Raw genomic sequence first — 25,500 nt, forward strand, 5'->3', positions numbered from 1 at the left:
CCGGACGGCACGCCGGTCGGAGGTCAGCTGCCGGTCTCGGTGCGTTGCTCGGCGAGGCCCGACGCGGAGGCGCCGCGCTCCTCGCTGGCTGCCCAGGACGCGAGCACCTGCATACGCTCGGCCGATTGCGATCCGGGCTCCGCGGCGTAGACGGTGAGGATCAAGCCGGGCTCCGACTCCATCTCCATGCCCTCGTAGGCCAGCGTCATCTCACCGACCACCGAGTGATGGAAGGTCTTGAAACCCGTGCCATGGTGGCGAACGTCGTGTGCGCCCCAGATACGGCGGAAATCCTCGTTCCGCGTCGAGAGCTCCCCGACCAGGTCGTGCAGCTCCTGGTTGTGCGGATCGCGGCCTGCCTCGGTCCGCAGGATCGACACTGTGATCTCGGCGAAGGAGTCCCAATCCGGATAGAAGTCGTAGGAGCGCCGGTCCAAAAAGGTGTACCGGGCAATATTGGGCGGCCGCCCGGGCATGTCGTAGACATCCTGGTAAAACGCCCGACCCAACGCATTCGCGGCCAGCAGGTCCATGCGGCCGTTCCGGACGAACGCCGGACCAGCCGTGACCGCGTCAAGTGTCCACTGCAGGCTCGGGTGCGGCGTCCAGCACTTCGGGCTGCGTCTGCGCGGCGACCTCTCGACCGCACTGGCCGCCTGCGCCAGGTCGAACAGGTGCGCGCGCTCGGCATCGTCAAGACACAACGCATTGGAGATCGCGTTGAGGACCTCCGGGGACGCACCGCCGATCGCGCCACGCTCCAGCTTGATGTAATACTCCACGCTCACGCCCGCGAGCGTGGCGACCTCATTGCGCCGCAGCCCGTCAACCCGCCGGTTCGTGCCCATGGGTAAGCCGACGTCCCTCGGATTCACCTTCGCGCGGCGGGAGGTCAGGAACTCGCGCACGTCCGCCCTGTTGTCCATGTTTTCAACCGTAAGGCGGCGACCGATACCAGAGGGAGTCCTTCGCGGTACCTCCATCGACCGGAACCGCCTATCGCCGAATCGCAGGTCACCGCGAGCGTCGTCGACGCCCGCCCTGCGTGCTCAGCCTTCCTTCTCGATGACGTTCTTCAGCACCGTGGTGGCTCCCATGCCGTTGGGCCAGCCGGCGTAGAACGCCAGGTGCAGGAGAGCTTCCTTCAGCTCGTCGTCGGTCACGCCGTTCTGGCGAGCGAAAGCGAGATGGAACTGCAGTTGGTCGGTCTTTCCCATGGCGGTCAGCGCCGCCACCGTGACGAGGCTGCGGTCGCGCTTGGACAGGTCCGCGCGCTCCCAGACCTCGTCGAAGAGGACCGTGTCGGTGTAGTGGACCATCCCGGGCGCGAAGTCCCCGAAGGCGTTCTTCCCGCCGGTCCAGCCAGTGCTCTGCTCCTCATTGCTCATGCCAGCTCCATCGATGCGTGGGTTGTTGTGCGTTCGCCCTCCATGCAACCCGTGATTGCGCGCCCGTGGGAGTCCCTGTCGTGAGGGGGTACTGGCAGGGTCTGGCATGGATGGCGCGAAGGGCCTTGACTCGATGTATGAGCACTCGTGGACCGCGCAGCAGCGTCGATCGGACACGGCCTGCCCCGCTGCGCTCCGGCCTGCGCGCAGTTCTCGACGCAATAGACGCGCCGGCAATGGTCCTCACCGACCGGCTGGACGTGGTCGCCGCCAATGCCGTGGGCCGGGCGTTGCTCGCACCCGTGTTCGAGAGCGACCGGCCGAACCTGGCCCGGTACCTCTTCCTGGACGAGGATGGCTCGTCCAGGTTCTACCCCGAGTGGGACCTGGTGGCAGATGAGCACACGGACAGACTGCGCGCCGCAGCGGCCGCCGACCCGCACGATCGAGCGCTGCACCGGCTGATCGGCGAACTCTCGACGACCAGCGACACGTTCCGGACCCGCTGGTGCTCCAAGGTGCTCTGCGCGTGCCGCGCGCCGCGCATGGTGGTCGACCATCCGCTGGTCGGCGAGCTCACCCTGGTCCGCGAGGACCTCACGCCGACCGCCGACCGCACACTCACACTCCGCATCTGCACGGCCGACCCGAGGTCGCCGTCCGACGAACGGCTGCGCATCCTCGCCAGCTGGACCCAGGAAGAAGCCACCCACCACCGTCCGGGCACTGCGCCCACCTGACCATCCCTCTGCATCGGAGCGCATCCCCGAAAGGAGCACGCATGCATACAAGGACGCTCGGACAAGGCCTCGAGGTCTCCGCGATCGGGCTCGGCGCGATGGGCATGTCCCAGAGCTATGGCCCCAACCCCGGCGACCGCGACGAAATGATCGCCGTGCTTCGCTCCGCGCTCGATGAGGGCGTGACGTTCTTCGACACCGCCGAGGTCTACGGCCCCTACGTCAACGAGGAACTCGTCGGCGAAGCCCTCGAGGCGATCGGCGACCAGGTGGTGATCGCCACCAAGTTCGGCTGGGACATCCGCGACGGCAAGAGCGTCGGGCTGAACAGCCGGCCCGAGCAGATCCGCCACGTCGCCGAGGAGTCGTTGCGCCGACTGCGCACCGACGTGATCGACCTGTTCTACCAGCACCGCGTCGACCCGGACGTGCCGGTCGAGGACGTCGCCGGCACCGTCGGCGAGCTCATCGCAGAAGGCAAGGTCCGGCACTTCGGACTCTCCGAGGCCTCGGCCGCCACGATCCGCGCCGCACACGCCGTGCAACCCGTGACCGCTGTACAGAGTGAGTACTCGCTGTGGACCCGCGACCCCGAGGCAGAGGTGCTACCGACCCTGGCGGAGTTGGGCATCGGGTTCGTCCCGTTCAGTCCGCTCGGCAAGGGCTACCTGACCGGCACAGTCAGCACTGACACCGCTTTCGCCGACGGGGACATCAGGACCACGATTCCGCGCTTCGAGGCGGATAACCTCGCCGCGAATCAGGCCCTTGTCGACCAGGTCAGAGTGCTCGCCTCGGCGAAAGACGCGACTCCGGGGCAGATCGCGCTGGCCTGGCTCCTGGCCCAGCAGCCATGGATCGTGCCGATCCCCGGAACCCGCCGCACCGCACGCATCCAGGAAAACGCCGCAGCCGCCCAGGTCGCGCTGTCCGCGGACGAGCGCGCCGACCTCGACTCCCTCGCCCGGCGCATGGGCGTCCGCGGCAACCGTTACAACGAGCTGCACATGGGCTACGTCAACGGCTAGTCCGACGAAGAGAATTGAAGGAGACGACATGAACGACAACGGATTCGATCAGATCTTCCCGCTCGGGGAGGAGAACGACGCCTACGCGCAGTATTTCATCGGCCAGAGCTACCTGGCTCCACTCACCTCCGGGAGCGTTCCCGTCAGCAACGTCTCGTTCGAGCCGGGCTGTCGCAACAACTGGCACATCCACCACGGCACCGGCGGCGGCGGTGACCAGATCCTGCTGAGCACGGCGGGCAGCGGCTGGTATCAGGCCGAGGGTGAGGACCCGATCAGCCTGGAGCCGGGAACGGTGATCCGCGTCCCGGCGGGCACGAAGCACTGGCATGGCGCGAAGGCGGATTCGTGGTTCTCCCACGTCGCCTTCATCACCCCGGGCGAAGGTGTCAGCAACGAATGGCTCGAGCCCGTCGCCGACGATGTGTACGCAGAGCTGCCGAAGAACGGAGAGAAGGCATGACCATCCTGACCGAGAACTACACCCTTTCGAACGGCCTCGAGATCCCCAAGCTGGGGCTGGGAACCTGGTTCATCGACGACGACAAGGCCGCCGATGCCGTCCGCGCGGCCGTGGAGATCGGGTACCGCAACATCGACACCGCCCAGGCATACGGCAACGAGCGCGGCGTCGGCGAGGGCGTGCGCATCTCCGGCGCGGCCCGCGACGACCTGTTCGTGTCCACGAAGCTGGCCGCCGAGATCAAGGACTACGAAGGCGCGGCCGCGGCGATCGACGGATCGCTGGCCGCGCTGGGTCTGGAGCACATCGACCTGATGTTGATCCACAGCCCGCAACCGTGGGACGACTTCCGCGGCGGTGACTACGCCGACGGCAACCGCCAGGCGTGGCGGGCCCTCGAAAACGCCCACAACGCCGGCAAGATCCGTGCCATCGGGGTGTCGAACTTCCAGCAGCACGACCTGGAGAACATACTGCCGACTGCGACCGTCGTCCCGCACGTGAACCAGCTGCTCGTACATGCCGGCAACACTCCGTCCGAGCTGATCGCATACTGCGAGGGCAAGGACATCCTCGTGGAGGCGTACTCGCCGATCGCCCATGGAGAGATCCTCGAGAACCCCGTCGTGCAGGCGATGGCCGAGAAGTACGGCGTGACCGTCCCGCAACTATGCATCCGCTACACGCTGCAGCTGGGCGCGGTGTCACTGCCGAAGACCGCCAACCCCGAGCACATGCGCTCCAACGCCGCGGTCGACTTCGAGATCTCAGAGGCAGACATGGGCGCGCTGCGCGACCTGCACGCTCAGGACTACGGCGAGTCCAGCGCGTTCCCCGTCTACAGCGGCAAGTAGGAGCGATCCGCCGCGGACGCCCTCGCCGACGGACCGTCCGTCCCGAACGTCAGCTCGGCCAGAAAACGCATCCGCGGATCCGACGGGGTGTTCGGCTCAGCGCTATAGGCCGTCAGGGTCAGCCCCTGCTGTGCAGGGAGGCTCAGCGCATCAAAGCTGAGGCGTAGCTCGCCGACCACCGGATGCCGAAAGTCCTTGTAGCCACACTGGTGCAGGCGCACGTCGTGCTGGGCCCAGAGCGCGCGGAACTCCTCGGAACGGGTGGACAGCTCTCCGACGAGCTCGGTCAGCTGCTCATTGGAGGGGTCGCGTCCGGCCTCGGTGTGCAAGAGGGCGACAGACGTTTCAGCGGCTTTCCGCCAATCGGGGTAGAGCCGGTGCGCACCCTCGTCGAGGAAGCAGAAGCGCGCCATGTTCACCGGCCGCTCGGTGCTCACGAAGGCCTCGGAGTAGAGCATCTGGCCCAGGGCGTTGATCGCCAGGACGTCCAGGCGGCCGTTGCGGATGAAGGCCGGTGCCCTCGGGGAGCAACTTCGCGCGGCGGGTCACCAGAAACTCCCGAATCTCGGCTCGATTGTCCATGTATTCAACGGTGGTCGCGAAACGTGGGCGGCCTCGGCAGTGCCTGGCACGGGTCCTGAAAGGTTCTCCGACCCATCCTTGACCCCCACCCGCTCGTCATTTATTGTTTTCCATACAAACACTTGACGAGGTGGCGATGACCAGCGCAAACGGACGCGGAACGCGTGAAGCCGGTAAGGCGACACGTCGCGCATTGCTGTCCGCGGCCACCGAGGTGTTCGTCGAGCAGGGCGAGACGGCGTCCATCGCGCAGATCTGCCAGCGGGCCGGGGCCTACCCGAACCAGGTCACGTATTACTTCGGCTCCAAGGAGCAACTCTTCGTCGAGGTGGCGTGTGCGGCGGTACTGCGCGCCGGCCGGCACGCCGAGGATGCCGCCGCGTCGGCCACCACGGTGCGCGAGTACACCAACACCCTGGTGAGTTCGCTGCTCGGTGCGCAGGCCCGCAACGTCGAACTCTTCACGACTGCCATGCTCCTCGTCTCGCGTCGCGCGGATCTCCGGGACAGCATCAGCGATACGCTGCGCACCCTCCACGAACGTGGCGAAGAGGCCCTGATGCGCACCCTGGTCCGGACCGGCTGGCAACTGCGCGCCGAGATAGGGGTGGAGGCAAAAGCGTTCTGGTCGGCGATCTTCGGGCTCATCGTCCAAAAGGCCGCGACCGGGCCCGATTTCGACGACAACCTCGAAGATGCTGTCGCAGTGATCTTCACGAATCTGCAGATACCGGAGCAGGTTCTCGATCGAACTTTGGCGGGTGGTCTCGATACGCCACTCACTTCGTTCGCGGCTACTCGACCAGCGACGTGAGCCCATGGCACTCGACCAGCGAGATGAGAAGGAAACACGATGACGCAGTCCGACACCCACACCACACCGCAGCCCCACGTCACGCACACGGTGCTCAACCAGTCCGCGCCCCGTCGCGACATCAACGAATATGAACTCAACACCGTTCTCCGCGAGGCCGTTCAACGCCACGACGGCGGATGGGCCGACGACGAGCTGCGCGAGATCGGCGCCCTGGTCGGCAGCGAACAGTTCCAGCACGACGCCCACCTGGCCAACACGATCACGCCCGAGTTGCACACCCACGATCGGTGGGGCAACCGGGTCGACGAGGTCGAGTACCACCCCGCGTACCACCGGATCATCTCCGCGTCGATCGCCCACGGCTCGCACACCCGCTGCTGGGCCGACCCGCAGCCCGGTTCCCATGTGGTGCGGGCCGCCGGATTCATGATGTTCGGTCAGATCGAGCCGGGCCACGCCTGCCCGGTGTCGATGACCCATGCGGTGATCCCATCGCTCGAACTACAGCCCGACGTCGCCGCGCAGTGGGTTCCGAAGGCCCTGTCCCGCAGCTACTCTCCCGACCTCTCTGCCGACAAGCAGTCGGCGATCTTCGGGATGTCGATGACCGAGAAGCAGGGCGGCTCCGATGTCCGCGCCAACACCACGGTCGCCAAGCCAGTCGCAGGCGGTGGTCCCGGCGCCGAATATCTGCTCACGGGCCACAAGTGGTTCTGCTCGGCCCCGATGTCGGATGCATTCCTGGTGTTGGCGCAGGCGGAAGGCCCCGCAGGTGAAGGCCTTTCGTGCTTCCTGCTGCCCCGGGTGCTGCCGGACGGTACCCGCAACGTCTTCCGCATCCAGCGGCTGAAGAACAAACTCGGCAACAAGTCGAACGCGTCGTCGGAGATCGAGCTCGACGGCACCGTCGCGGTGATGATCGGGGAGCCGGGCCGCGGCGTGCGGACCATCATCGAGATGGTCGCCCAGACCCGCCTGGACTGCGTCCTCGGCAGTGCATCCGGCATGCGGCAATCCGTCGCCGAGGCGGTCTGGCACGCTCGCCACCGCGCCGCGTTCGGTGCGACGCTCGCCGATCAGCCCGCGATGGCCGCCGTACTCGCCGATCTTTCGCTGGAATCCGAAGCCGCGACGGTCACTGCGATCCGTCTGGCCCGCGCCCACGACGAGGACGCCGACGACCAGGAGCGCGCCTTCCGGCGACTCGCCACCGCGGTCGCGAAGTACTGGATCTGCAAGCGCGGCCCGCACCACTCCTACGAAGCGCTGGAGTGCCTGGGCGGCAACGGTTACACCGAGGATTTCCCGCTCGCGATGCGGTACCGCGAACAGCCGGTGATGGCCGTGTGGGAGGGGTCGGGCAACGTGATCGCGCTTGATGTGTTGAGGGCGATGACCCGTGAGCCCGAGTCGGTGGCGGCATTCGATGCCGAGATCTCCCTGGCCCGCGGGTCGAACCGGACCCTCGACACCCATCTCGACAGCCTGCGCGACCACCTCGGCGAGCTCTCCCGCCTCGACGCGGCATCGGCGCAACGGCGCGCCCGTTCCGTCGTGGAGTCGATGGCCCTTGCCCTCGAAGCGTCTCTGCTCGTACGGTTCTCACCGGCACCGGTGGCCGACGCGTTCATCGCGGCCCGCCTCGGCGAGGACCGCAACTTCGAATACGGCGCGCTGCCGGACGGCGCCGACCTGTCCGCCATCCTCGAAAGGCACTGACCCGCGGCCATTCTCGCTCACCGATCTCGTTCCCGCTCATCCCGCAGGATGCGCGGGACCGGAATGGGTGAGCGGGACCCCGACCGAAACCACCCGACCCACGGAGGCGTCCCATCAGCACCGAACTCCCACCCACCGACCGCCGCGCCGTCGACCCACGCAAGGGCCAGTTCGGGCAGCTGTCCGAGCTACCGGCCGACCAACCCGTCACCATGCTCAACCTGCTCCGGTTCCGCGATGTCGCCGACTATTCGCAGGCCGACGACATCGCGCCCGCACAGCCGATCTCCGGCGCCGAGGCCTACCGTCTGTACACCAAGGCGGCCACGGCGCACCTCGACAAGACCGGCGCGGAGGTGGTGCTGCACGGCGATTGTGGACCCACCGTGATCGGTCCCGACGACGAGCGCTGGGATTCGATCCTGGTGGTCCGCTACCCCAACCCGAACGCGTTCCGGCAGATGGTCACCACTCCTGACTACCAATTCATCGCTCGCCATCGCACCGCGGCGATCGCCGACTCGCGGCTGATCGCGACGTCCGCGTAGCCTTCCCGATTCCCGCTCAGCGATTCCGTTCCCGCGCACCCGGCAGGATGAGCGGGAACGGAATGGCTGAGCGGGACCTGTCCCTGAGCGACTACAGCATCACTCCGGGATTCAGCAAGCCGTGCGGGTCGAGGGCACGCTTGATGGTCGCGGTGAGATCCATGACGTCGAGGCCGACCTGATCCGGTAGCCAGTTCTTCTTGAGCCTGCCGACTCCGTGTTCGCCAGTGATGGTGCCACCGAGGGAGATCGCCAGATCCATGATCTGTCCGAAGGCGCGTTGTGCACGGGCGGCCTCGTCGGTGTCTGCCGGGTCGAAAACGATCAGCGGATGCGTGTTGCCGTCGCCGGCATGGGCGATCACCGAGATCAGCACGCCGTTGTCGGCAGCGATCGTCCCCACGCCGTCGATCAACGCGGGCAACTGTGGGAGCGGCACCCCGACGTCCTCGAGGAGCAGTGACCCGATCTTCTCGACGGCCGGGATCGCGGCGCGCCGGGCCGCGGTGAAGGCCTCACCCTCCTGCGGGTCGTCGGTGGCGAACACCTCGCTCGCGCCGTGTGCCTCGAACGCCTGCGAGATGATCTCGACCTCAGCCGCCCCGGCCGGTCCGGGAGCATCCGACTGGGCCACCAGCAGTGCCCCCGCCTCCCGGTCGAGCCCCATCCGCAGCATGTCCTCGACAGCGTTGATGGAGACGGAGTCCATGAACTCGAGCATCGCCGGCCGGATCTGCGACGTGATCGCGAGGACGGCCTGGCTGGCCTCGTGGACCGATGCGAAGGTTCCCACGACGGTGGAGGCCGGCGCCTGGGGCGGCAACAGACGCAGGGTCACCTCGGTGATGATGCCGAGCAGACCTTCGCTGCCCACGAACAGTTTCGTCAGTGACAAACCGGCGGAGTCCTTCAACTGCATGCCGCCGAGCCGCACTGCGCGACCGTCGGCGAGCACCACCTCGAGTCCGAGCACGTAGTCGGTGGTCACGCCGTACTTCACACAACACAGACCGCCGGCATTGGTGGCGACGTTGCCACCGATCGAGCAGATCTCGAACGACGACGGGTCCGGCGGATACCAGAGACCATTGGCTGCGGCGGCCGCCTTGACCTCGGAGTTGAACAGTCCCGGCTGTGCCACCGCGGTCCGTGTCGCGGTGTCGATGGCGAGCTCGCGCATCTTCTCCGTCGAGATCATCACCGCTCCGTCGACAGCGGTCGAACCGCCGGACAAGCTGGTCCCGGCCCCGCGGGTGATGAGCGGGATGCCATGCTCGCCACACCAGCGAACCGCGATCTGAACGTGCTCGGTGGTCGTCGGGCGGATCAGCGCGAGGGGCGTCCCGGCCTGCGGATCCTGCGCACGATCCTGCCGATATGCAGCGAGGATGTCGGGGTCGGTGACCACCATCCCGTTCGGCAGCGCAGCGGCAAGGGAGTCCGTGGCCACCGTTCGGGCGCCGGGACCGGACGAGGCGGGCTCGGTCATTCGGGTCATGTGTCAACCATAGGTCCGACGACCCGGCAGAATGACCAGGGTGAGCGACTTTGCGGTGCTGGAGGCCGGCGACATGGTGGCCGGCTACACCATCGATGCGCTCCTCGGTAGCGGCAGCAGCGCCGAAGTATATCGCGCACACCGCGATGGTGCCGCCGATCCGGTCGCGCTCAAGGTGCTCCACACCGGGCCCAACGACCGGCAACGGGTTCGCGAGCGGTTCGACCGCGAGTTCACCATCGCATCTCGCCTGCAGCACCCCCACATCGTCAAGATGTACGCACGCGGGGAGATGGATCCACCCCCGATCGGCGACAAGCACACTGCCGCAAGCGTTCTGTGGATGGCGATGGAGTACATCGGCGGGATGACGGCCGCCGACCTGATCGCCCACCGTCCCGCCGAGCCCGACATCACGATGATCGCGCAGGTCGGCGCGCAGATCGCCGACGCACTCGATTTCGCCCATGCCCGCGAAGTCCTGCACCGTGATGTCAAGCCCGCCAACATCATGGTCACCACGCCATCCGACGACGTTCATGCGGTCCTCACGGATTTCGGTATCGCCCAGCTGCTCGATGACGCCCGTCCGCTTGCGCGTAACGGCAGGGTCCAGGGGTCGATCGCCTATGCCTCGCCGGAATTGCTCACCGCTCAACGTCTCTCACCGGCAACCGATCAGTATGCGTTGGCCGCCAGCCTGTTCGAACTACTGACCGGCGACCCGCCCTTCCAGAGGGCGACGGCTTTTGCCATCACCCATGCCCACCTCCACGATCCGGTCCCGCCGCTGACCCGGGCTCGCCCCTGGCTGCCCTCGGCACTCAACTCGGTGTTCGCCAAGGCGCTGGCAAAGGATCCACGCACCCGGTACGAGACATGCAGGGCGTTCACCGACATCGTGACCCGAGCGCTGCGGGACATCCCGGTGCCGGCCGGGGCCCCGCAGCGGCGCTGGCCGTGGCGTCGAACTTTGTAGTAGAAATCCGCGGCCACCGCGGGTTTTTGCTACAAGATCGGCGATGGGGCAGCCTGGTCGATCCCGTAGACCCGCATGGCGTTGTCACGGAACACCTTCCGTAACACGTATTCCCCACCCTGGGGCTCGAGCAGATCGATGAGTGCACCGATCACCATGTCGAGTGCGGTGTTGGGCTTGTCGATCGGGAAGTTGGATCCGAAGATCAACCGGTCGGGGCCGAAATGTCCGAGGACGTGTTCGACCAGCGGGCCGACCATCTCGGCGAGGGTGCCCCGGCTGCCGATGTTGCCCCACCGCTCCCGGCCGTAGCCCAGGACCGGCAACCCGAGCCCGGACAACTTGACCACCACGTTGGGACACGCGGCCAGCGTGGTCATCCGCTCCCGCCACAGGCGCAGGATGTCTGCTCGGGCGCCGGCGGTCGCACCGGTCCGCGCTCCGACCGGACCGAACACCCCGACCGGCGTCCCGAGATGGTCGACCACGATGGTCGCCTCCGGGTACTCGCGCGCGAGCGTCACCACGTCGTAGAGCTGATGCGAGTAGACGAAGGCGTCGAACACCAGGCCGCGCTCGGCAACTTCGGCGAATCCGCGGAGGAACGACGTCGACGCGAGAATCCCGTCCGCGTCGGCACCGTTACGGATGCGAGGATCGGGGTGCCGGGTGGTGATCCAACGGACCCCGCGCAGGCGGTCGGTGAGCGCCGCGTGCTCGTCGAGCAATTCCGCGAACATCTCGGCGCGCGGATCGGCGTGCGCGACGATGGCACCCAGTTCGGGCGCCTGACCGACCCCGAACGGGAGCTTGGTGACGTACCGGGTCTCCTCGACGGCCGAACGTCCCGCCGGGGTGTCGGCCCGGCCTGCGGTGTCGTCGCGGCGCCAATGCGACTCCATGTGTACGACAGTCTCGACCCGGACCCCGGCGACCGTTCGGACGGCCGACGCATCGGCCAGATACTGCAGGGGTTCGTACACCCGGGCCACCGTGCTCGGCGTGAGCACGTACTCCCGATCCGCCTGCGACACCACCATCGGAAAGACACGATCGCCGAAGGCGGGAAGAAAACTGTAGAGCCGCGACAGTCGATTGGCCGCCCACGGCGTGCTCCGCGGATTCCACTGGTGCAGATGGGCATCGACTATGCCCGGCACCACGCCATCGAGCGAGCTCACATCTCTGAGCCTGCCACACACCGCGCGAACCCGACATCGAATGATCGATCATCAGTCCTCGTCGAACGACCGCTAGGGTGATTAGTCTTGGGCGGGAAAATCCGCAGTACCAGTACAGGGAGGTGACCCCACGACGTGCCCAGCCACTCTCGGCATACGCTCCATCACCTACGCACGCTGATCGGGCGCGATCCCGACAGATTCTCCGCAAACGTCTACACCAGGATGTTTGCCATCGATCCCGACCTCCGCGAGCTCTTTCCCGCGGTGATGGCGGGACAGCGCGAAGCGTTCTATCACGTCATCGATCACGTCCTCGACGTGGTGCCGCGCGAGGACGGGCACAACGAACTGATCGAATTCCTCGCACAGCTCGGTCGGGATCATCGCAAGTTCGGTGTGCGGCCCGAGCATTACGGCATCATCTACCAGGCCCTGATCGCCGAGTTCGCATCGGTGCTCGGCGACTACTGGGACGACGAATCCGCGCAGACCGTGACGCAGGCGATGATGCTGACCACCGGTGTCATGCGTGGTGCGGCCGAGACGGCCCCGCATCCCGCGTTGTGGTCGGCCGAGGTGGTGGAGAAATTCCGGATCACCCGTGACCTCGCGGTGGTTCGCCTGATCACCAAGGCACCGCTGCGCTTCGTCGTCGGGCAGTACCTGGAGGTGCAGATCCCGCAGCGACCTCGGATGTGGCGGAACCTGTCCCCTGCCATTCCACCGAACCCCGCCGGTGAACTGGAATTCCATGTGCGCGCGGTCTCCGGTGGGACGGTCAGTTCGGCGATCGTCGGTGAGACCCGGAGCGGTGACACCTGGTATTTCGCGCAAGGGCACGGGACTTTGCACGTCAAGCGTGATCAGAAGGTGCTCATGGTTGCGGGCGGCACCGGTCTCGCGCCACTGCGAGCGCTGCTCATCGAGATGTCGAAGCGAGCCGACTCGCCGCCGACACACATCTTCTACGGGATGCGTCATCCCGGTGAGCTCTACGACCTTGCGGTGCTGCGCCGCATCGCGGGCACCAACCCGTGGCTGACCGTCACCGCCGTGTCGGAGGAGACCAGCGACCCGTGGTGGATCACCTCGACGACGGCACCCGAGGCCCTCGGCATCGACCACATCATCGGCACGCTGGGCGACGCGGTGGCGCAGACCGGTCCGTGGGATGACCGTCAGGTTCTCATCGCGGGCTCGGCCCAGATGATCGAGGCGACGCGGCGGCGGTTGCTGATCGCGGGTGTCCCGGCGAGCCGGATTCAACACGACCCGGTGACCTGAACGCAGTTCATCCGCGCCCGCCGACCCCGGTCCGTCTACCGGCTGGGCGTGTCCTGCGAAGCCTCGGGCGCCCACCGGTTCGCGGATGCCTCACCGCCACCGCCGAACCTGGTCTCGGTCGTGGTCTCGGTCGTGGTCTCCGTCTCGGTGACCGTGGCGGGGTCCGCCGCCGATTCCGTCTCGGTGGTCGTCTTGGTGACCGTCTGCCGATCCCGGGTCACCGTCGAGGTCTCGACGGCGGTCTGGGTCTCGGTCCGCGGCTGCGCCGTCGAGGTGACGGTGATGGTCGAGGGCGCAGCGGTCACCGTCGTCGTGGTCGGCGCCTTCTCCTCGGTTGCGTCGACACCCGCGAAGACCGCCGACGCCGCGATCGCGCCGAGCACCAGGGCACCGGCCATCGCCGCGCCGATCAGCCACCAACGCCGATTCGACGAACCGCGCGACACCGCTCCGGGCCGTAGTGCGAGGATCGCAGCGCCCACCGCGGAGGACAGGGCGGGCTGGTCGGCGGCGGTCACCGGGCGAGCCAATGCATAGCCCAACGCAGATACCGCGCCCGGCACGTCGGCGCCGGGTCCGGTGCACAACACCGACGTCACCGACGATCCGCCAGGCGCCGAGATCACCGCCTCGGCGACTGCGGTCGCGTGTGCCGGATCGGTCACGGGTCCCGGCGAGCCGTAGGCGAACTCCGCGGTGCCGAGCACCTCGCCGGTCGCCGAGTCCAACGTGACCACCGACGAGCCCGGTGACGGGACGGCTGTTCGATCCAGATCGACGACGGCCATGATGCCGCGGACACCGGCCGAGCCCCGCGCAACCTCGGCGAGTGCAGCGGGCATGTCGGTGAGCGCGACCTTCTCGTACCAGCCCGGACGCGAAGTCCCGGGCGCGAGGTTCGCCTGCAGGTAGCTCTGGGTGGCCGGTCGCGCACACGCGATGCCGATCCGGTCGATGTCGTACGGCACGGAGTCGACGAGCTCGTGGATGGCGGTCTCCGCGCTCTGCGCCGACGGATCGGACAGGTCGACCAGATTGCTCGCGACGATCTCGCCGTCGGCGCCGCGCACGACCGAGACGATCTGGTCTTCGATGACGGAGATGCCGAGGACCGACCCGGCCGAGCTCGAGCTGCCCTGGGTGCGGGTGCTCTGCGTCTCGGCCATGGTCCTGTCCTGTCTCCGGCGACGTTGTCGGGAGTCAGGGTAGCGGGTGGTTCCCGACCGCGATCAGTCGGCTTTGCGCTTGCGGCGCGGTTGCCATACCACCAGCGCGCTGGTGCGCGGTACCGGCACGAGTTCGCCGCTGCGGCGGTGCGGAACGTTGTCCACCTCGGTCTGGAGTTCGCGGACCCGCTGTTGTAGCGCGTCGACCTGATTGCTCAGATCGATGATCCGCTTGATCCCGGCGAGGTTGACGCCCTCCTCCTGGGAGAGTCGCTGGATCTCGCGGAGCAGCTCGACGTCGCGCGCCGAGTACCGTCGCCCGCCGCCGCTGGTGCGCTGTGGGGTGACCAGACCGAGCCGGTCGTAGGTACGCAACGTCTGAGCGTGCATACCGGCGAGTTCGGCGGCAACCGAGATCATGAAGGTCGCGCTGCCCTCACTCTCGAACTTGCCTGCCATCATCATCGCCCCCACCCGGCACGCGGATCGAAACCGCCGGCCTTCTCGGCCTCCGCGTATCGACGCATGGCTTCGGCGGCCGCGTCGTCGAGCTTCGGCGGTACCGCGACTTTGACGGTGACCAGCAGATCGCCTGCCCCACCGGAACGCTTCGGCACGCCTCGGCCACGGACGCGGAGTGTGCGGCCATCGGTCGTGTTGGCCGGGATCTTCACCCCGACCGTGCCGTCGAGTGTCGGCACCGACACCGTGGCGCCCAGCACCAGCTCCGAGATACTCACGGGCAGTTGCACTTTGAGGTCGTTTCCGCTTCGGGTGAAGACCTTGTCCGAACGTACGTGGACGACGACGTACAGGTCTCCCGACGGCGCGCCGCGAGGTCCTGCCTCACCTTGGCCTGCGAGCCGAATACGTTGTCCGTCTTCCACGCCAGCAGGGATGCGGACGTTGATGGTCCGGGCACGAACCTTCACACCGGAGCCGTCGCAGTCGGTGCAGGGGTCGTCGATGCGCGATCCGGTGCCCTGGCAATCCTGGCACGGTTCGCTGAAGCCGAACGCTCCCTGATTGCGGCTGACGAATCCGGAACCGTTGCAGTTCGGGCAGACTCGCGGGCTCGTTCCGGGCTTTGCCCCGCTGCCGTGACACGTGGTGCACGGCGACGGGCTCGTCACCCGGAGCGGGACCGTGGTGCCCTGCGCGGCGTCCTTGAAGCTCAGCGTGGTCTCGGTCTCGAGGTCGTTGCCGCGCTTGGGACGCGTCGCCGTGGACGTCCGCGGCCCGCGATTGAACAATCCTTCGAAGAGGTCGCCGAATCCGCCTGCCGAGTTGGTCGTACCGCCACCGTTGCCGAACAGGTCGCCGATATCGAAGTCGGCGCCACCCGTCGTCGTATATGTGCCGCCGCCGCCCGGGAAACCTCCGGGAAAGCCGTTGCCCCCGCCGCGGAATCGCCCACCGGCGAACATCGCGCGGGTCTCGTCGTACTCTTTGCGCTTCTCGGCATCGGACAGCACGCTGTGGGCTTCGGACACCCGCTTGAAGCGCTCCTCGGCCGCCGTGTCGCCCGGGTTCGCGTCCGGGTGCAGCTCGCGTGCGAGCTTGCGGTAGGCCTTCTTGATCTCTTCAGCCGAAGCGTCAGAAGCAACGCCCAGGTCCTTGTAGAAGTCGTGTTCCAACCACTCACGTTGTGGAGCCACCAGACGTCACCTCCTTCGTTGTCTCAGTTGTCTCGATGTAGTTGTCTTCGCTCGTGAAGTTGTGGGTCGAACCGTGCTGCCCGGTGATGCGCCGCGCGCGACGTCGCGTCGCCGCTGCGCACCACCGGGCAGGCAGATGAAACGGTTGCCTTATTGTGCACCAGTTTCTTCGTTTTCCGGCACGGCTCCGACCGTGCTGCCCTCGACCGGATCGGTGACCGTCACCATCGCGGTGCGGATCACCCGCTCGCCGAGACGGTACCCACCGCGATACACCGAACCGATGACCGGATGGGCACCCTCGCCCTCGTGCTGAACCGCCTCGTGGAGTTCCGGATCGAACTCGTCGCCGGACTCACCGAACTTGACCAGCCCTTCGGCACCCAGAGCGGAGCTGAGCTTGTCGGCCATGGTCCGCATGGGCCCGTCTTCGAGGTCGCCGTGCGCACGGGCGCGGTCGAGATCGTCGAGGATCGGGAGCAGCTTCTCGATCAGCACCTGCTTGCCGTAGGCGACCGATCCCTGCTTCTCCTCCGCGGCACGCCGCCGGAAGTTGGCGAACTGCGCGCGTTCACGCTGCAGATCAGTGGTCAACTCGGCAATACGCGCATCGACCTGATCGGCCGCGCCGTCGGCGTCCGCTGATTGGTCGGCTTGCTCGTCTGCTGCCGGCTCGGCTTCCGCCGGGCCCGGTCCGGCGCCCGCCGCGTCGCGCACCTCGCCCGTCTCGGGGTCGATGCGTCGACGGTCGGACACCGTGACCGGCTCGTCGGGATAGGTGCCTTCCGGCTCGCCACCGGTCACTTGTTGTCCCCGGTGTTCGACGGCTCGTCGACGACCTCGGCGTCCACGACGTCGCTGTCGCCGCCTGCGGTCTCACCTTCCGGTGCCTCACCGTTGGGCGACTCCGCAGCCGAGGCGGCATAGATCGCCTGTCCCATCTCCTGGGACTCGGCCGAGAGCTTCTCGACGGCCGACTTGATCGCCGCGAGATCGGTGCCCTTGAGGGACTCGTTCGCCTCGGCGATCGCCGCGTTGACCTTGTCCTTCACCTCACCGGGAACCTTGTCCTCGTTGTCCTTGAGGAACTTCTCGGTGTGGTTGACCAGCGACTCGGCCTGGTTGCGGGTTTCCGCCTCCTCGCGACGCGTCCGGTCCTCGTCGGCGTGTGCCTCGGCGTCCTTGATCATCCGGTCGATCTCGTCCTTGCTCAGGCCCGAGCCCTCCTGGATGCGGATGCTGTTCTCCTTGCCGGTGCCCTTGTCCTTCGCGGTGACGTGCACGATGCCGTTGGCGTCGATGTCGAAGGTCACCTCGATCTGCGGGACACCCTGCGGCGCCGGGGCGATGCCGCCGAGCTCGAACGAGCCGAGCAGCTTGTTGTGCGAGGCGATCTCGCGCTCACCCTGATAGACCTGGATCTGCACGGACGGCTGGTTGTCTTCCGCCGTGGTGTAGGTCTCCGACCGCTTGGTCGGGATGGTGGTGTTGCGCTCGATCAGCTTGTGCATCACGCCGCCCTTGGTCTCGATGCCGAGGGACAGCGGGGTGACGTCGAGCAGCAGCACGTCCTTGACCTCGCCGCGCAGCACGCCTGCCTGCAGGGCCGCACCGACCGCGACGACCTCATCGGGGTTGACGCCCTTGTTGGGCTCCTGACCACCGGTGAGCTCCTTGACCAGCTCGGTCACGGCGGGCATACGGGTCGAGCCGCCCACCAGGACAACGTGATCGATGTCGCCGACGGCGATGCCGGCGTCCTTGATGACGGCCTGGAAAGGCGAACGGGTCCGCTCCAGCAGGTCCGAGGTGATCTTCTGGAACTCGCTGCGGCTCAACTGCTCGTCGAGGAACAGCGGGTTCTTCTCTGCGTCGACGGTGATGTACGGCAGGTTGATCGACGTGCTCTGCGAAGCAGACAGTTCGATCTTGGCCTTCTCGGCGGCCTCACGCAGCCGCTGCATGGCCATCTTGTCCTTGGTCAGGTCGATGCCGTTCTGGCTCTTGAACTTGTCGACGAGCCAGTCGACGATGCGCTGATCCCAGTCGTCGCCACCGAGGTGGTTGTCGCCCGAGGTCGCCCGGACCTCCACCACACCGTCACCGATCTCGAGCAGCGAGACGTCGAACGTACCGCCACCGAGGTCGAAGACCAGGATGGTCTGTTCCTTCTCGCCCTTGTCGAGGCCATAGGCCAATGCGGCCGCAGTCGGCTCGTTGACGATGCGCAACACGTTGAGGCCGGCGATCTGGCCGGCTTCCTTGGTGGCCTGACGCTGCGAGTCGTTGAAGTAGGCGGGGACGGTGATCACCGCGTCGGTGACGTCCTCACCGAGGTACGACTCGGCATCGCGCTTCAGCTTCATCAGCGTGCGCGCGCTGATCTCCTGGGGGGTGTACTTCTTGTCGTCGACACCGACGGTCCAGTCACCCTCGCCCATGTGGCGCTTGACCGAACGGATGGTGCGATCGACGTTGGTGACCGCCTGATTCTTCGCCGGCTGCCCGACCAACACCTCGCCGTTGCGCGCGAATGCGACCACCGACGGGGTCGTCCGGGAGCCTTCGGCGTTGGCGATGACAGCGGCTTCGCCGCCTTCGAGCACGGAGACCACCGAGTTGGTGGTGCCGAGGTCGATTCCAACTGCACGAGACATGTGTTCTCCTCCTGGTTCATGGGTTGCACCCAAGTACGTGGCCGGGCCCGAGCCGTTTACTGCACGAACCGCGGATGTTTCGTCGAGACCCGCGTCGGAACCCGAACTTCAGTGCATCCGACTCATGTCCTACTGAACAAACAAGCCGGAGTCAACCTGGGTTGAGCCTACATGACTCAGGTCTCTCGATTTCCTCAACGGACCCACCTGGCGGATTGTTCCCGGATCGACGAAATAAGTTGAGTGCGGTGGACTCAATGTGGGGAGAATCTCCCTCCCCATACCTCATGGTCCGGTACGCCGCCGAATACACTCATGCCGCCGGGCGCAGGCTCACGCCCCGGCGATTGCGGGCGTGACCTGGGAAATGATGGAGGCGGCGTGACCATGGATCTCGTTGATGGCTGACCGGCGCAAACGTTTCGGCGAGGCCGCCCTGACGGTCATCTCGACCGGAGGGCTCCGCGCACTCACCCATCGTTCGGTGGACGAGGCGGCCGGCCTGCCTCCCGGTTCGGTGAACTATTACGCGCCGACCCGGGCGAAGCTCGAGGCACTCGCGCTGACCGAGGCATACGAGCAGATGTACGCGATCGCCATTCGCACGTTCGGGCCGATCCTGGAGACCGACGAGCCCTCCACCGGTCTCGTCCTCGACTGCACCACCGATTTCGTGGCGGCCATGTCGGCGGAGACGGGACTCGTCGCGGCCCGCCATGCGCTGCTCGTCGAGTCACAGTTCGATGACGGCCTGCGCAAACAGGTGACGACCAATCGCAACGCCTTTGTCGCGTTCACCGAACCGTTCGTCCGGTCGAACGCGCCCGACAGCCCGGCGCGAACGGCCGAACTCATCGTCGCTCTGGTCGAAGGCCTCATCCAACAGCAGACGCTCGTTGCGACAACGAATTTCCACCGCCCGATGGTCCGCGCCGCGATCGCACGGATCTTCGGGTTCGCCGGGGGTTGAGCCCTCCGTCGACGAATATGACTGCGGCGTGAGCGCATTGCGGCGACAATAGTTGTCGTCGCGGCGCGCCCACGCCGCGGTCGTATTCAGATTTCCGATCGATCGCCGGTCATGCAACCGTCAGGCAGCGGACACCGCCAGTTCCTCGACCGGCTCCAGCGCCTGCGCGATGATGTCGGCGACATCGACCATCGGTTTGACCTCGAGCGCCTCGAGAACCTCGGCGGGGACGTCGTCGAGGTCGGGCTCGTTGCGCTGCGGGATGAAGACGGTCCGCAGTCCATTACGTTGCGCGGCAAGCAGTTTCTGCTTGACTCCACCGATCGGCAGCACTCGCCCGTTCAGCGTGACCTCACCTGTCATCCCCACGTCGGCACGAACCTTGCGGCCCGTCGCCATCGACACCAGCGCCGTCACCATCGTGACGCCTGCGCTCGGACCGTCCTTGGGCACGGCACCCGCAGGCACGTGCACGTGGATGGTCTTGTCGAGCGCCACCGGGTCGACACCGAGTTGCTCGGCGTGCGCTCGCACGTACGAAAGTGCGATCTGCGCCGACTCTTTCATCACGTCGCCCAGTTGACCGGTCAGCTTGAGACCCGCCTCGCCGTCGGTGCCGTTGACCTCGATGAACAGGACGTCGCCACCCATGCCGGTGACCGCCAGACCGGTGGCCACGCCCGGCACCGCCGTACGCTCCTCCGATTCGGGAGTGAAGCGCGCGCGACCGATGTACTCCTTGAGGTCGGACTCCCCGATCTCGATCGGCGCCCGCGCCTTGCCGGATTCGAGGTTGGTCGCAGCCTTGCGGAGCAACTTGGCGAGCAGCCGTTCGAACTGTCGCACACCGGGTTCCCGGGTGTAGTTCGCGGCGATCTCGCGCAGTGCTTCGTCGGCGACGGTCACCTCGGCGTCGGTCAGGGCCGCGCGCTCGGCCTGCCTCGGCAGCAAGAAGTCACGGGCGATCGCGACCTTGTCGTCCTCGGTGTAGCCGTCGATGGTCACCAGCTCCATCCGGTCCAGCAGCGCCGACGGGATGTTCTCGACCACGTTGGCGGTGGCCAGGAACAGGACGTCCGAGAGGTCGAGATCCAGATCGAGGTAGTGATCACGGAAGGTGTGGTTCTGCGCGGGGTCGAGGACCTCGAGCAGCGCCGCCGCGGGGTCGCCGCGGTAGTCCGAGCCGACCTTGTCGATCTCGTCCAGCAGCACAACCGGATTCATCGATCCGGCCTCGCCGATGGCCCGCACGATGCGGCCAGGTAGGGCACCGACGTAGGTGCGCCGGTGACCGCGGATCTCCGCCTCGTCACGCACGCCGCCGAGGGCGACGCGGACGAACTTGCGACCGAGAGCACGGGCGACCGATTCACCCAGCGACGTCTTGCCGACGCCGGGAGGGCCGGCCAGCACCATCACAGCACCCGACCCGCGACCGCCGACGACCTGCAGGCCACGCTCGGCACGCCGAGCCCGAACGGCCAGGTATTCGACGATGCGATCCTTCACGTCGACCAGACCGTGGTGATCGGCGTCGAGGATTTCGCGGGCACCCTTGATGTCGGTAGAGTCCTCGGTCCGCTCGCTCCACGGGAGGTCGAGCACGGTGTCGAGCCAGGTCCGGATCCAGCCGGTCTCCGGCGACTGATCGCTGGCACGTTCGAGCTTGCCGACCTCACGCAAGGCGGCTTCACGCACCTTGTCGGGAAGATCGGCGGCTTCGACGCGACCGCGATAGTCGTCGGCACCTTCGGGCTCGTCCTCACCGAGTTCCTTGCGGATGGCGGAGAGTTGCTGGCGCAGCAGGAATTCCTTCTGCTGCTTCTCCATCCCGTTGCGGACGTCGTCGGCGATCTTGTCGCTGACCTCGGTCTCGGCGATGTGCTCGCTGGTCCACTCGATGAGCAGGGTGAGCCGCTCGCCGATGTCGGGCGTCTCCAACAGCTGACGCTTCTGGATGTCGGTCAGCCATGACGAGTAGCCGGAGGTGTCCGCGAGTGCAGACGGATCCGACATCTTGTTGACGCCGTCGATGATCTGCCACGCCTCCCGGCGCTGCAGCATGGCAAGCACGAGCTTCTTGTACTCGGCAGCCAGCGCCTTCACGTCGTCGGTGATCTCGGGATCATCGATCTCGGTGACCTCGACCCACAGCGCGTTGCCGTGGCCGGGCGCACCCGTGCCGATCTGGGCCCGGGTCTCACCCTTCACCACCGCGGCGGTCTGCCCGCCGGGCATGCGCCCGACCTGCACGATCGACGCGATCACGCCGTAGCTGGGATACCGGTCGTCCAGTCGCGGCGCGACCAGGAGCTTGCCGGATTCACTCGCGCGGGCCGCGTCAACGGTCGCCTGGGCGGCATCGTCGAGCGGGATCGGGACAACCATGCCCGGCAGGACGACGAGGTCCGGAACGAACAGAACGGGCACTGAATATGTCTGTGACATTCATCCTCCAAAGTTCAGTCTGACCGACTCAACCCTGGTGGCGGGATGTTTGTTCCCGGGGATATTTCGCCAGGAGCGGAATGGTATCGCCATTCCCGCTCACCGGTTCGCCGCTCAGAGAGTCGCGCGCTCCAGCGGCGTCGCGAGCGGCCGGAGGACACCGGCAGCATCAAGTCGCCGGTACCCATCCACCACGGCCTCGACGTCGCCCGGGTCGGCGACCGTCAGGAGCACGCCGCCGGACGGCAGGTCGATCCGCGCCATGGCCTCGCCGTGCGGCACTAGCCGAGCTCGACCGGGCGAGAGGTAGCCGACGCGCCCGACGACAGGTTCTCCGACGGTGTACCCGGCGTCGTCCTCCAACGCATCGAGGATCGCGTCGTCAGTGACGTCCCCGAAGTCCGGCTCCCAGATCGTCGCCAGCATCGCGAGCAGACCGACCTCGTCGATGACGACACCCTCCGGCGATTCGACGGCGAGAACCGTTGACTGCAAGAGATATTCGGGTTCGCCGCCCGCGACTCCAGAGATCTCCAGCTCGAGGCCCGCAGTGGTGCCGGCGATGACCCGCAGTCCCACACCCACCCGGTCCGACCAGGGTTCCGCCGACTGCGCGTCGATCAGCAGCGACACCAACTCGCCGACCGACACGGGGGTGGGTGGGCCGGACGCTCGGACCTGACGCCACCGCAGCTCCGCCACCGCCGGTACCGATGAGAGCAGGGGCGCGACCTGCTCCAACGTCTGGCGCCATCGAGCAGCAACCGATTCGACGGGCTCCGGTCGTCGCCCCCAGAAGACTCGTATGACGCGTCGCATCCAAGAGACCTTACGGTGGGGTGGTGCACCATCCTCGATGAGCAGCCCATCGATCAGAACAGTGAGCGCGCGGCTGCTCATGCGCCTTTCTGCAGACTCGACTTATACAAAAGCTAGCACTGCCGAGTGGGCCGGAAGCGAACATTCTGGACATATCTCCCAAACCGCCAATGCGCCTTGATGATTCGCCGATCGCCACGACGACTGCCAACCGTGGAGTCATGTCCGAATCCGGAGTTGTCGACGGCAGGACCTCACCGATGCGGTGGGCGCACGCCCACGTCACGGCAACCACTGACCGGTTCGCCACCACAGGTCGATTCACCGGCCGAGGCTGCTCGCACCTACGCCGCGGCACGCAAATCGGCTGATGCGGTGAGCGTCTGAGGCCGGCGCGGTCTACCAGGCGTCGCCGCGATCGACCGCGTTGAACGCGGTCTCCAGCGGAGCCCATCCGTTTGTGGTGTCGTGCGGCTTGCCCTCGGATGCGTGCCAGTAGCGCAGGTTGTACTTGCCGCCCCCTGGCTTGAGCATGCGCATGTTGGTGTGCGAGATGTCGTGATCTGCATCTGACGCGTAGCGGTATTTGTGCTCTGCCGGTCGATCCTTGTCGTAACCGGAACCGGCGTACACGGTCTGGTCCTCATCGGACCCGGCGAGACTCCAGTCGACACCCGCGGCCCACTTCTGGTCGAGCCGGTTCTCGGGCGCCTGCAGTACCTCCAGGAATTTCGAGCCCGGCACCATCTCGTCCCATTGCACACTGTGGTACTTGAACTCATCGATGATGCCCTGGTGCGGAGTCGCCAGCGTGACGACATCGCCGACCTTGAGCTTCGCGGCCGGAAAGCCCTTCCAGTGCTGCGCCGAGCCCAGCAATGCCACGCGCGTCACGAGTCCGCCCATGGAGTGCGCGACGATGTCGACCGACTGGCCCTTACGCGTGTCGGCGTCGTAGATGTGGTTGGCGAGTGCCGCCGCCACCGTCTTGATCCGCGTATCGGTACTGGCGTTGCCGAGGTCGACATCGCAGTTGCTGTCACCCGCGTAGTACCCGACGGTGTGCAGCGACGATCTGGTCATCCCCTTGGACGTGAAGTAGTCCATGGCATCGCCCCACAACGATGCACAATCCGACTTGCCGGAGTCGTTGTAGCCGTGGACAAGGTAGACCGGATCTCCCCCGTTCGCAGCTGGGGCGGAACTCGCAGTCGGCGCCGTGGCTGCCGTCAACGCTCCCGAGACGACGGCGGCCACCAGCGTGACCGCTGCCCGAATTCGCCTCGCACCCATGGATTCTCCCCTCATCACCGTCTTTCGCACGCTGTGCTTCTCGAATCTCCGGGATGGTACCAAGTGGCGATACGGCGCTGGGTCCCACATCCATCGGCCGGGCGGCGTCCATTCGGCCCGGCGCACAGCGCGAAGGTGAGATGATCGAAGACAACCGTTCCGAAAGGTCACGACTATGGATCTGTTCGCGGGTATCCCCGTCAGCAACCTGGCGAACGCTGCCGGTTGGTATGAACGACTCCTGGGTGACGTGACGTCATTCGACCCGAACGATCAGGAACGGGTCTGGACACTCACCGCGCATGGCCACCTCTACGCTGTCATCGCACCCGACGACGCCGGGCACGGGCGCGCGACGTTGTTCGTCGACAGTCTCGATGAGTTCCTCGCCGCAGCCGCGGCGCGCGGCGTCGAACCCGAGTCGACGGAGACCTACGACAACGGTGTCCGCAAGGCCGTCTTCCGCGATCCCGATGGCAACGAGATCGGTGTGGGTGGCAAGTGAACAATCGCCGACAGGTGCAACCAGCCTGGAGATCAGCTGGAAATTCGACCCATCCGAACGCCGTCCACGTCCGAACCATGTGCATGAACCTTGAATCCCACAGTTCAACCAGTGCTCTGTCCAGCGTCGGCGCCCGATTGACCGTGTCGTTTCTCTGTTTGTTCGCGGCTCTCGCGGGCGGGGTGGTGATGAACGCCCCGAAGGCGTCGGCTGCCACGTGCTCCGACGTCGCGGTCGTCTTTGCGCGCGGCACCGCCGAACCGGCGCCTCCGATCGGATTGACCGGTCAGTCGTTCGTCGCGGCGCTGCGTTCGCAACTGCCGGGCAAGTCGGTGGCCGCCCAGGGTGTGAAATACCCCGCGAGCAGCGATTTCAACAATCGCCCGAAGTTCGTCAAGACCGTGGCTGACGGCGTGAAGGAAGCCCAGAACGAGGTCAAGACCATCGCCGCCACCTGCCCGCGGACCCGGATCGTCCTCGGCGGATATTCGCAGGGAGCGGTGGTCGCCGGGTATGCGACGAGCGGGAAGATCACGATCGCCGATCGCTACCGCCAGTACGAGTCGCAGGTGCCCGCCCCGCTGCCCGCCAAGGTGGCGAGCCATGTCGCGGCGGTGGTTCTCTTCGCACCGCCTTCGGACCGGTTCATCAGCGACATCGGTGCACCGCGGATTCGCGTCGGCGCCCCCTATGAGCCCAAGACGGTCCGGTACTGCATCCCCGGCGACACCATCTGCAACGGCGCACCGGTGGGACAGCCCAACGCGCTGCACGTGCTCTACACCGTCAACGGCATGCCGCTGGACGCCGCACACTACGTGGTCGGACGGCTGTAGAGCCTGACCGTCGGCGTTTCTCGCCCACTCCGATGAGTTCCTCGGTCGCGCCTGGTCACAACTG

The 25,500-nt window shown here is 66.6% G+C and carries 24 protein-coding genes and 1 pseudogene; 12 read left to right on the forward strand and 13 right to left on the reverse strand.

Annotation, left to right across the window (positions count from 1 at the left end; genetic code table 11):
- Window positions 1–23: 23 nt before the first annotated feature.
- The gene (locus tag OVA31_RS08005; RefSeq protein ID WP_267630555.1) at window positions 24–926 is read right to left on the reverse strand and encodes a helix-turn-helix transcriptional regulator; all 903 of its coding nucleotides are present in this window, start codon (window positions 924–926) and stop codon (window positions 24–26) included.
- 123 nt (window positions 927–1,049) lie between these two features.
- Window positions 1,050–1,388, reverse strand: coding sequence for a carboxymuconolactone decarboxylase family protein (locus tag OVA31_RS08010; protein ID WP_267630556.1), 339 nt, complete (start codon window positions 1,386–1,388; stop codon window positions 1,050–1,052).
- Between the two features lie 137 nt (window positions 1,389–1,525).
- Here OVA31_RS08010 and OVA31_RS08015 point away from each other — a divergent pair, with 137 nt between their 5' ends.
- From OVA31_RS08015 to OVA31_RS08030, 4 genes are read left to right on the forward strand one after another with little or no spacing between them, the layout of a single operon-like run.
- The gene (locus OVA31_RS08015; protein ID WP_267630557.1) at window positions 1,526–2,128 is read left to right on the forward strand and encodes a hypothetical protein; all 603 of its coding nucleotides are present in this window, start codon (window positions 1,526–1,528) and stop codon (window positions 2,126–2,128) included.
- A gap of 41 nt (window positions 2,129–2,169) precedes the next feature.
- A complete protein-coding gene (locus OVA31_RS08020) occupies window positions 2,170–3,156 on the forward strand; it encodes an aldo/keto reductase (RefSeq protein ID WP_267630558.1) in 987 nt (328 codons plus the stop codon).
- Between the two features lie 28 nt (window positions 3,157–3,184).
- Window positions 3,185–3,619: a cupin domain-containing protein gene (locus OVA31_RS08025; protein WP_267630559.1), complete on the forward strand. Its 435-nt coding sequence runs from the start codon at window positions 3,185–3,187 to the stop codon at window positions 3,617–3,619.
- Window positions 3,616–4,473, forward strand: coding sequence for an aldo/keto reductase (locus OVA31_RS08030; protein WP_267630560.1), 858 nt, complete (start codon window positions 3,616–3,618; stop codon window positions 4,471–4,473). The genes OVA31_RS08025 and OVA31_RS08030 overlap by 4 nt, the downstream gene beginning before the upstream one ends.
- Here the strand turns inward: OVA31_RS08030 and OVA31_RS08035 are convergent.
- Window positions 4,458–4,982, reverse strand: a pseudogene (locus OVA31_RS08035) (transcriptional regulator); the annotation flags it as partial. The gene OVA31_RS08030 and the pseudogene OVA31_RS08035 overlap by 16 nt on opposite strands.
- Window positions 4,983–5,191: 209 nt before the next feature.
- Between OVA31_RS08035 and OVA31_RS08040 the strand changes: the two are divergent.
- The 3 genes from OVA31_RS08040 to OVA31_RS08050 all read left to right on the forward strand — a co-directional run bounded on the left by OVA31_RS08040 (window position 5,192) and on the right by OVA31_RS08050 (window position 8,139).
- Window positions 5,192–5,869 (forward strand): TetR/AcrR family transcriptional regulator C-terminal domain-containing protein, encoded by a 678-nt coding sequence (locus OVA31_RS08040; RefSeq protein ID WP_267630561.1) that lies wholly within the window; start codon window positions 5,192–5,194, stop codon window positions 5,867–5,869.
- Window positions 5,870–5,908: 39 nt separating this feature from the next.
- Window positions 5,909–7,591, forward strand: a complete 1,683-nt coding sequence (locus OVA31_RS08045) for an acyl-CoA dehydrogenase family protein (RefSeq protein WP_267630562.1) — start codon at window positions 5,909–5,911, stop codon at window positions 7,589–7,591.
- 212 nt (window positions 7,592–7,803) lie between these two features.
- A complete protein-coding gene (locus OVA31_RS08050) occupies window positions 7,804–8,139 on the forward strand; it encodes a DUF1330 domain-containing protein (protein ID WP_267630563.1) in 336 nt (111 codons plus the stop codon).
- Between the two features lie 91 nt (window positions 8,140–8,230).
- Here the strand turns inward: OVA31_RS08050 and OVA31_RS08055 are convergent, their stop codons facing one another.
- Window positions 8,231–9,628: an FAD-binding oxidoreductase gene (locus OVA31_RS08055; RefSeq protein WP_267631443.1), complete on the reverse strand. Its 1,398-nt coding sequence runs from the start codon at window positions 9,626–9,628 to the stop codon at window positions 8,231–8,233.
- Between the two features lie 40 nt (window positions 9,629–9,668).
- On the opposite strand from OVA31_RS08055, the gene OVA31_RS08060 reads away from it, so the two are divergent.
- Window positions 9,669–10,616, forward strand: coding sequence for a serine/threonine-protein kinase (locus tag OVA31_RS08060; RefSeq protein WP_420714154.1), 948 nt, complete (start codon window positions 9,669–9,671; stop codon window positions 10,614–10,616).
- A 29-nt stretch (window positions 10,617–10,645) separates the two neighbouring features.
- Here OVA31_RS08060 and OVA31_RS08065 read toward each other — a convergent pair whose 3' ends face one another.
- Complete coding sequence (locus tag OVA31_RS08065) at window positions 10,646–11,797, reverse strand: amidohydrolase family protein (RefSeq protein ID WP_267630564.1); 1,152 nt, start codon at window positions 11,795–11,797, stop codon at window positions 10,646–10,648.
- 135 nt (window positions 11,798–11,932) lie between these two features.
- Between OVA31_RS08065 and OVA31_RS08070 the strand changes: the two genes are divergently transcribed.
- Window positions 11,933–13,084 (forward strand): FAD-binding oxidoreductase, encoded by a 1,152-nt coding sequence (locus OVA31_RS08070; protein WP_267630565.1) that lies wholly within the window; start codon window positions 11,933–11,935, stop codon window positions 13,082–13,084.
- A 35-nt stretch (window positions 13,085–13,119) separates the two neighbouring features.
- On the opposite strand, the gene OVA31_RS08075 is transcribed toward OVA31_RS08070, so the two are convergent.
- From OVA31_RS08075 to dnaK, 5 genes are all read right to left on the reverse strand, one after another.
- Window positions 13,120–14,250 (reverse strand): hypothetical protein, encoded by a 1,131-nt coding sequence (locus OVA31_RS08075; RefSeq protein ID WP_267630566.1) that lies wholly within the window; start codon window positions 14,248–14,250, stop codon window positions 13,120–13,122.
- A 63-nt stretch (window positions 14,251–14,313) separates the two neighbouring features.
- Window positions 14,314–14,709, reverse strand: a complete 396-nt coding sequence (locus OVA31_RS08080) for a heat shock protein transcriptional repressor HspR (RefSeq protein ID WP_267631445.1) — start codon at window positions 14,707–14,709, stop codon at window positions 14,314–14,316.
- Between the two features lie 2 nt (window positions 14,710–14,711).
- Complete coding sequence (dnaJ, locus tag OVA31_RS08085; protein WP_267630567.1) at window positions 14,712–15,908, reverse strand: molecular chaperone DnaJ; 1,197 nt, start codon at window positions 15,906–15,908, stop codon at window positions 14,712–14,714.
- Between the two features lie 150 nt (window positions 15,909–16,058).
- Window positions 16,059–16,712 (reverse strand): nucleotide exchange factor GrpE, encoded by a 654-nt coding sequence (grpE, locus tag OVA31_RS08090; protein WP_267630568.1) that lies wholly within the window; start codon window positions 16,710–16,712, stop codon window positions 16,059–16,061.
- Entirely contained in the window at window positions 16,709–18,565 is a 1,857-nt protein-coding gene (gene dnaK, locus OVA31_RS08095) for a molecular chaperone DnaK (protein WP_267630569.1), read from the reverse strand. The genes grpE and dnaK overlap by 4 nt, the downstream gene beginning before the upstream one ends.
- 400 nt (window positions 18,566–18,965) lie before the next feature.
- On the opposite strand from dnaK, the gene OVA31_RS08100 reads away from it, so the two are divergent.
- Entirely contained in the window at window positions 18,966–19,535 is a 570-nt protein-coding gene (locus OVA31_RS08100) for a TetR/AcrR family transcriptional regulator (protein ID WP_267630570.1), read from the forward strand.
- 120 nt (window positions 19,536–19,655) lie between these two features.
- Here OVA31_RS08100 and lon read toward each other — a convergent pair whose 3' ends face one another.
- The 3 genes from lon to OVA31_RS08115 all read right to left on the reverse strand — a co-directional run bounded on the left by lon (window position 19,656) and on the right by OVA31_RS08115 (window position 24,095).
- Window positions 19,656–21,983, reverse strand: coding sequence for an endopeptidase La (gene lon, locus OVA31_RS08105; RefSeq protein ID WP_267630571.1), 2,328 nt, complete (start codon window positions 21,981–21,983; stop codon window positions 19,656–19,658).
- A 114-nt stretch (window positions 21,984–22,097) separates the two neighbouring features.
- On the reverse strand, window positions 22,098–22,802 hold the full coding sequence (locus OVA31_RS08110; protein WP_267630572.1) for a hypothetical protein: 705 nt from the start codon (window positions 22,800–22,802) through the stop codon (window positions 22,098–22,100).
- A gap of 399 nt (window positions 22,803–23,201) precedes the next feature.
- On the reverse strand, window positions 23,202–24,095 hold the full coding sequence (locus OVA31_RS08115) for an esterase/lipase family protein (RefSeq protein WP_267630573.1): 894 nt from the start codon (window positions 24,093–24,095) through the stop codon (window positions 23,202–23,204).
- Between the two features lie 175 nt (window positions 24,096–24,270).
- Here OVA31_RS08115 and OVA31_RS08120 point away from each other — a divergent pair, with 175 nt between their 5' ends.
- Together OVA31_RS08120 and OVA31_RS08125 are read left to right on the forward strand one after the other, a co-directional pair.
- Window positions 24,271–24,600 carry a VOC family protein gene (locus tag OVA31_RS08120; RefSeq protein WP_267630574.1) on the forward strand — a complete coding sequence of 110 codons (330 nt, stop codon included), beginning with the start codon at window positions 24,271–24,273 and terminating at the stop codon, window positions 24,598–24,600.
- Between the two features lie 188 nt (window positions 24,601–24,788).
- Entirely contained in the window at window positions 24,789–25,436 is a 648-nt protein-coding gene (locus OVA31_RS08125) for a cutinase family protein (RefSeq protein WP_267630575.1), read from the forward strand.
- Window positions 25,437–25,500: the final 64 nt, after the last annotated feature.

It is taken from the genome of Gordonia sp. SL306 (genome assembly GCF_026625785.1).
Taxonomy (GTDB): domain Bacteria; phylum Actinomycetota; class Actinomycetes; order Mycobacteriales; family Mycobacteriaceae; genus Gordonia.

What these genes read in the sequence shown, in the direction of transcription:
- OVA31_RS08075 (WP_267630566.1), bottom strand. Translation starts at nt 14,250, where the DNA reads ATGGCCGAGACGCAGAGCACCCGCACCCAGGGCAGCTCGAGCTCGGCC.
- OVA31_RS08030 (WP_267630560.1), top strand. Translation starts at nt 3,616, where the DNA reads ATGACCATCCTGACCGAGAACTACACCCTTTCGAACGGCCTCGAGATC.
- OVA31_RS08010 (WP_267630556.1), bottom strand. Translation starts at nt 1,388, where the DNA reads ATGAGCAATGAGGAGCAGAGCACTGGCTGGACCGGCGGGAAGAACGCC.
- lon (WP_267630571.1), bottom strand. Translation starts at nt 21,983, where the DNA reads ATGTCACAGACATATTCAGTGCCCGTTCTGTTCGTTCCGGACCTCGTC.
- OVA31_RS08120 (WP_267630574.1), top strand. Translation starts at nt 24,271, where the DNA reads ATGGATCTGTTCGCGGGTATCCCCGTCAGCAACCTGGCGAACGCTGCC.
- OVA31_RS08125 (WP_267630575.1), top strand. Translation starts at nt 24,789, where the DNA reads ATGAACGCCCCGAAGGCGTCGGCTGCCACGTGCTCCGACGTCGCGGTC.
- OVA31_RS08020 (WP_267630558.1), top strand. Translation starts at nt 2,170, where the DNA reads ATGCATACAAGGACGCTCGGACAAGGCCTCGAGGTCTCCGCGATCGGG.
- OVA31_RS08040 (WP_267630561.1), top strand. Translation starts at nt 5,192, where the DNA reads ATGACCAGCGCAAACGGACGCGGAACGCGTGAAGCCGGTAAGGCGACA.
- OVA31_RS08060 (WP_420714154.1), top strand. Translation starts at nt 9,669, where the DNA reads ATGACCAGGGTGAGCGACTTTGCGGTGCTGGAGGCCGGCGACATGGTG.
- OVA31_RS08005 (WP_267630555.1), bottom strand. Translation starts at nt 926, where the DNA reads ATGGACAACAGGGCGGACGTGCGCGAGTTCCTGACCTCCCGCCGCGCG.
- OVA31_RS08055 (WP_267631443.1), bottom strand. Translation starts at nt 9,628, where the DNA reads ATGACCGAGCCCGCCTCGTCCGGTCCCGGCGCCCGAACGGTGGCCACG.
- OVA31_RS08050 (WP_267630563.1), top strand. Translation starts at nt 7,804, where the DNA reads ATGCTCAACCTGCTCCGGTTCCGCGATGTCGCCGACTATTCGCAGGCC.
- OVA31_RS08110 (WP_267630572.1), bottom strand. Translation starts at nt 22,802, where the DNA reads ATGCGACGCGTCATACGAGTCTTCTGGGGGCGACGACCGGAGCCCGTC.
- OVA31_RS08025 (WP_267630559.1), top strand. Translation starts at nt 3,185, where the DNA reads ATGAACGACAACGGATTCGATCAGATCTTCCCGCTCGGGGAGGAGAAC.
- dnaK (WP_267630569.1), bottom strand. Translation starts at nt 18,565, where the DNA reads ATGTCTCGTGCAGTTGGAATCGACCTCGGCACCACCAACTCGGTGGTC.
- OVA31_RS08115 (WP_267630573.1), bottom strand. Translation starts at nt 24,095, where the DNA reads ATGGGTGCGAGGCGAATTCGGGCAGCGGTCACGCTGGTGGCCGCCGTC.
- OVA31_RS08045 (WP_267630562.1), top strand. Translation starts at nt 5,909, where the DNA reads ATGACGCAGTCCGACACCCACACCACACCGCAGCCCCACGTCACGCAC.
- OVA31_RS08100 (WP_267630570.1), top strand. Translation starts at nt 18,966, where the DNA reads ATGGCTGACCGGCGCAAACGTTTCGGCGAGGCCGCCCTGACGGTCATC.
- OVA31_RS08015 (WP_267630557.1), top strand. Translation starts at nt 1,526, where the DNA reads ATGAGCACTCGTGGACCGCGCAGCAGCGTCGATCGGACACGGCCTGCC.
- OVA31_RS08080 (WP_267631445.1), bottom strand. Translation starts at nt 14,709, where the DNA reads ATGGCAGGCAAGTTCGAGAGTGAGGGCAGCGCGACCTTCATGATCTCG.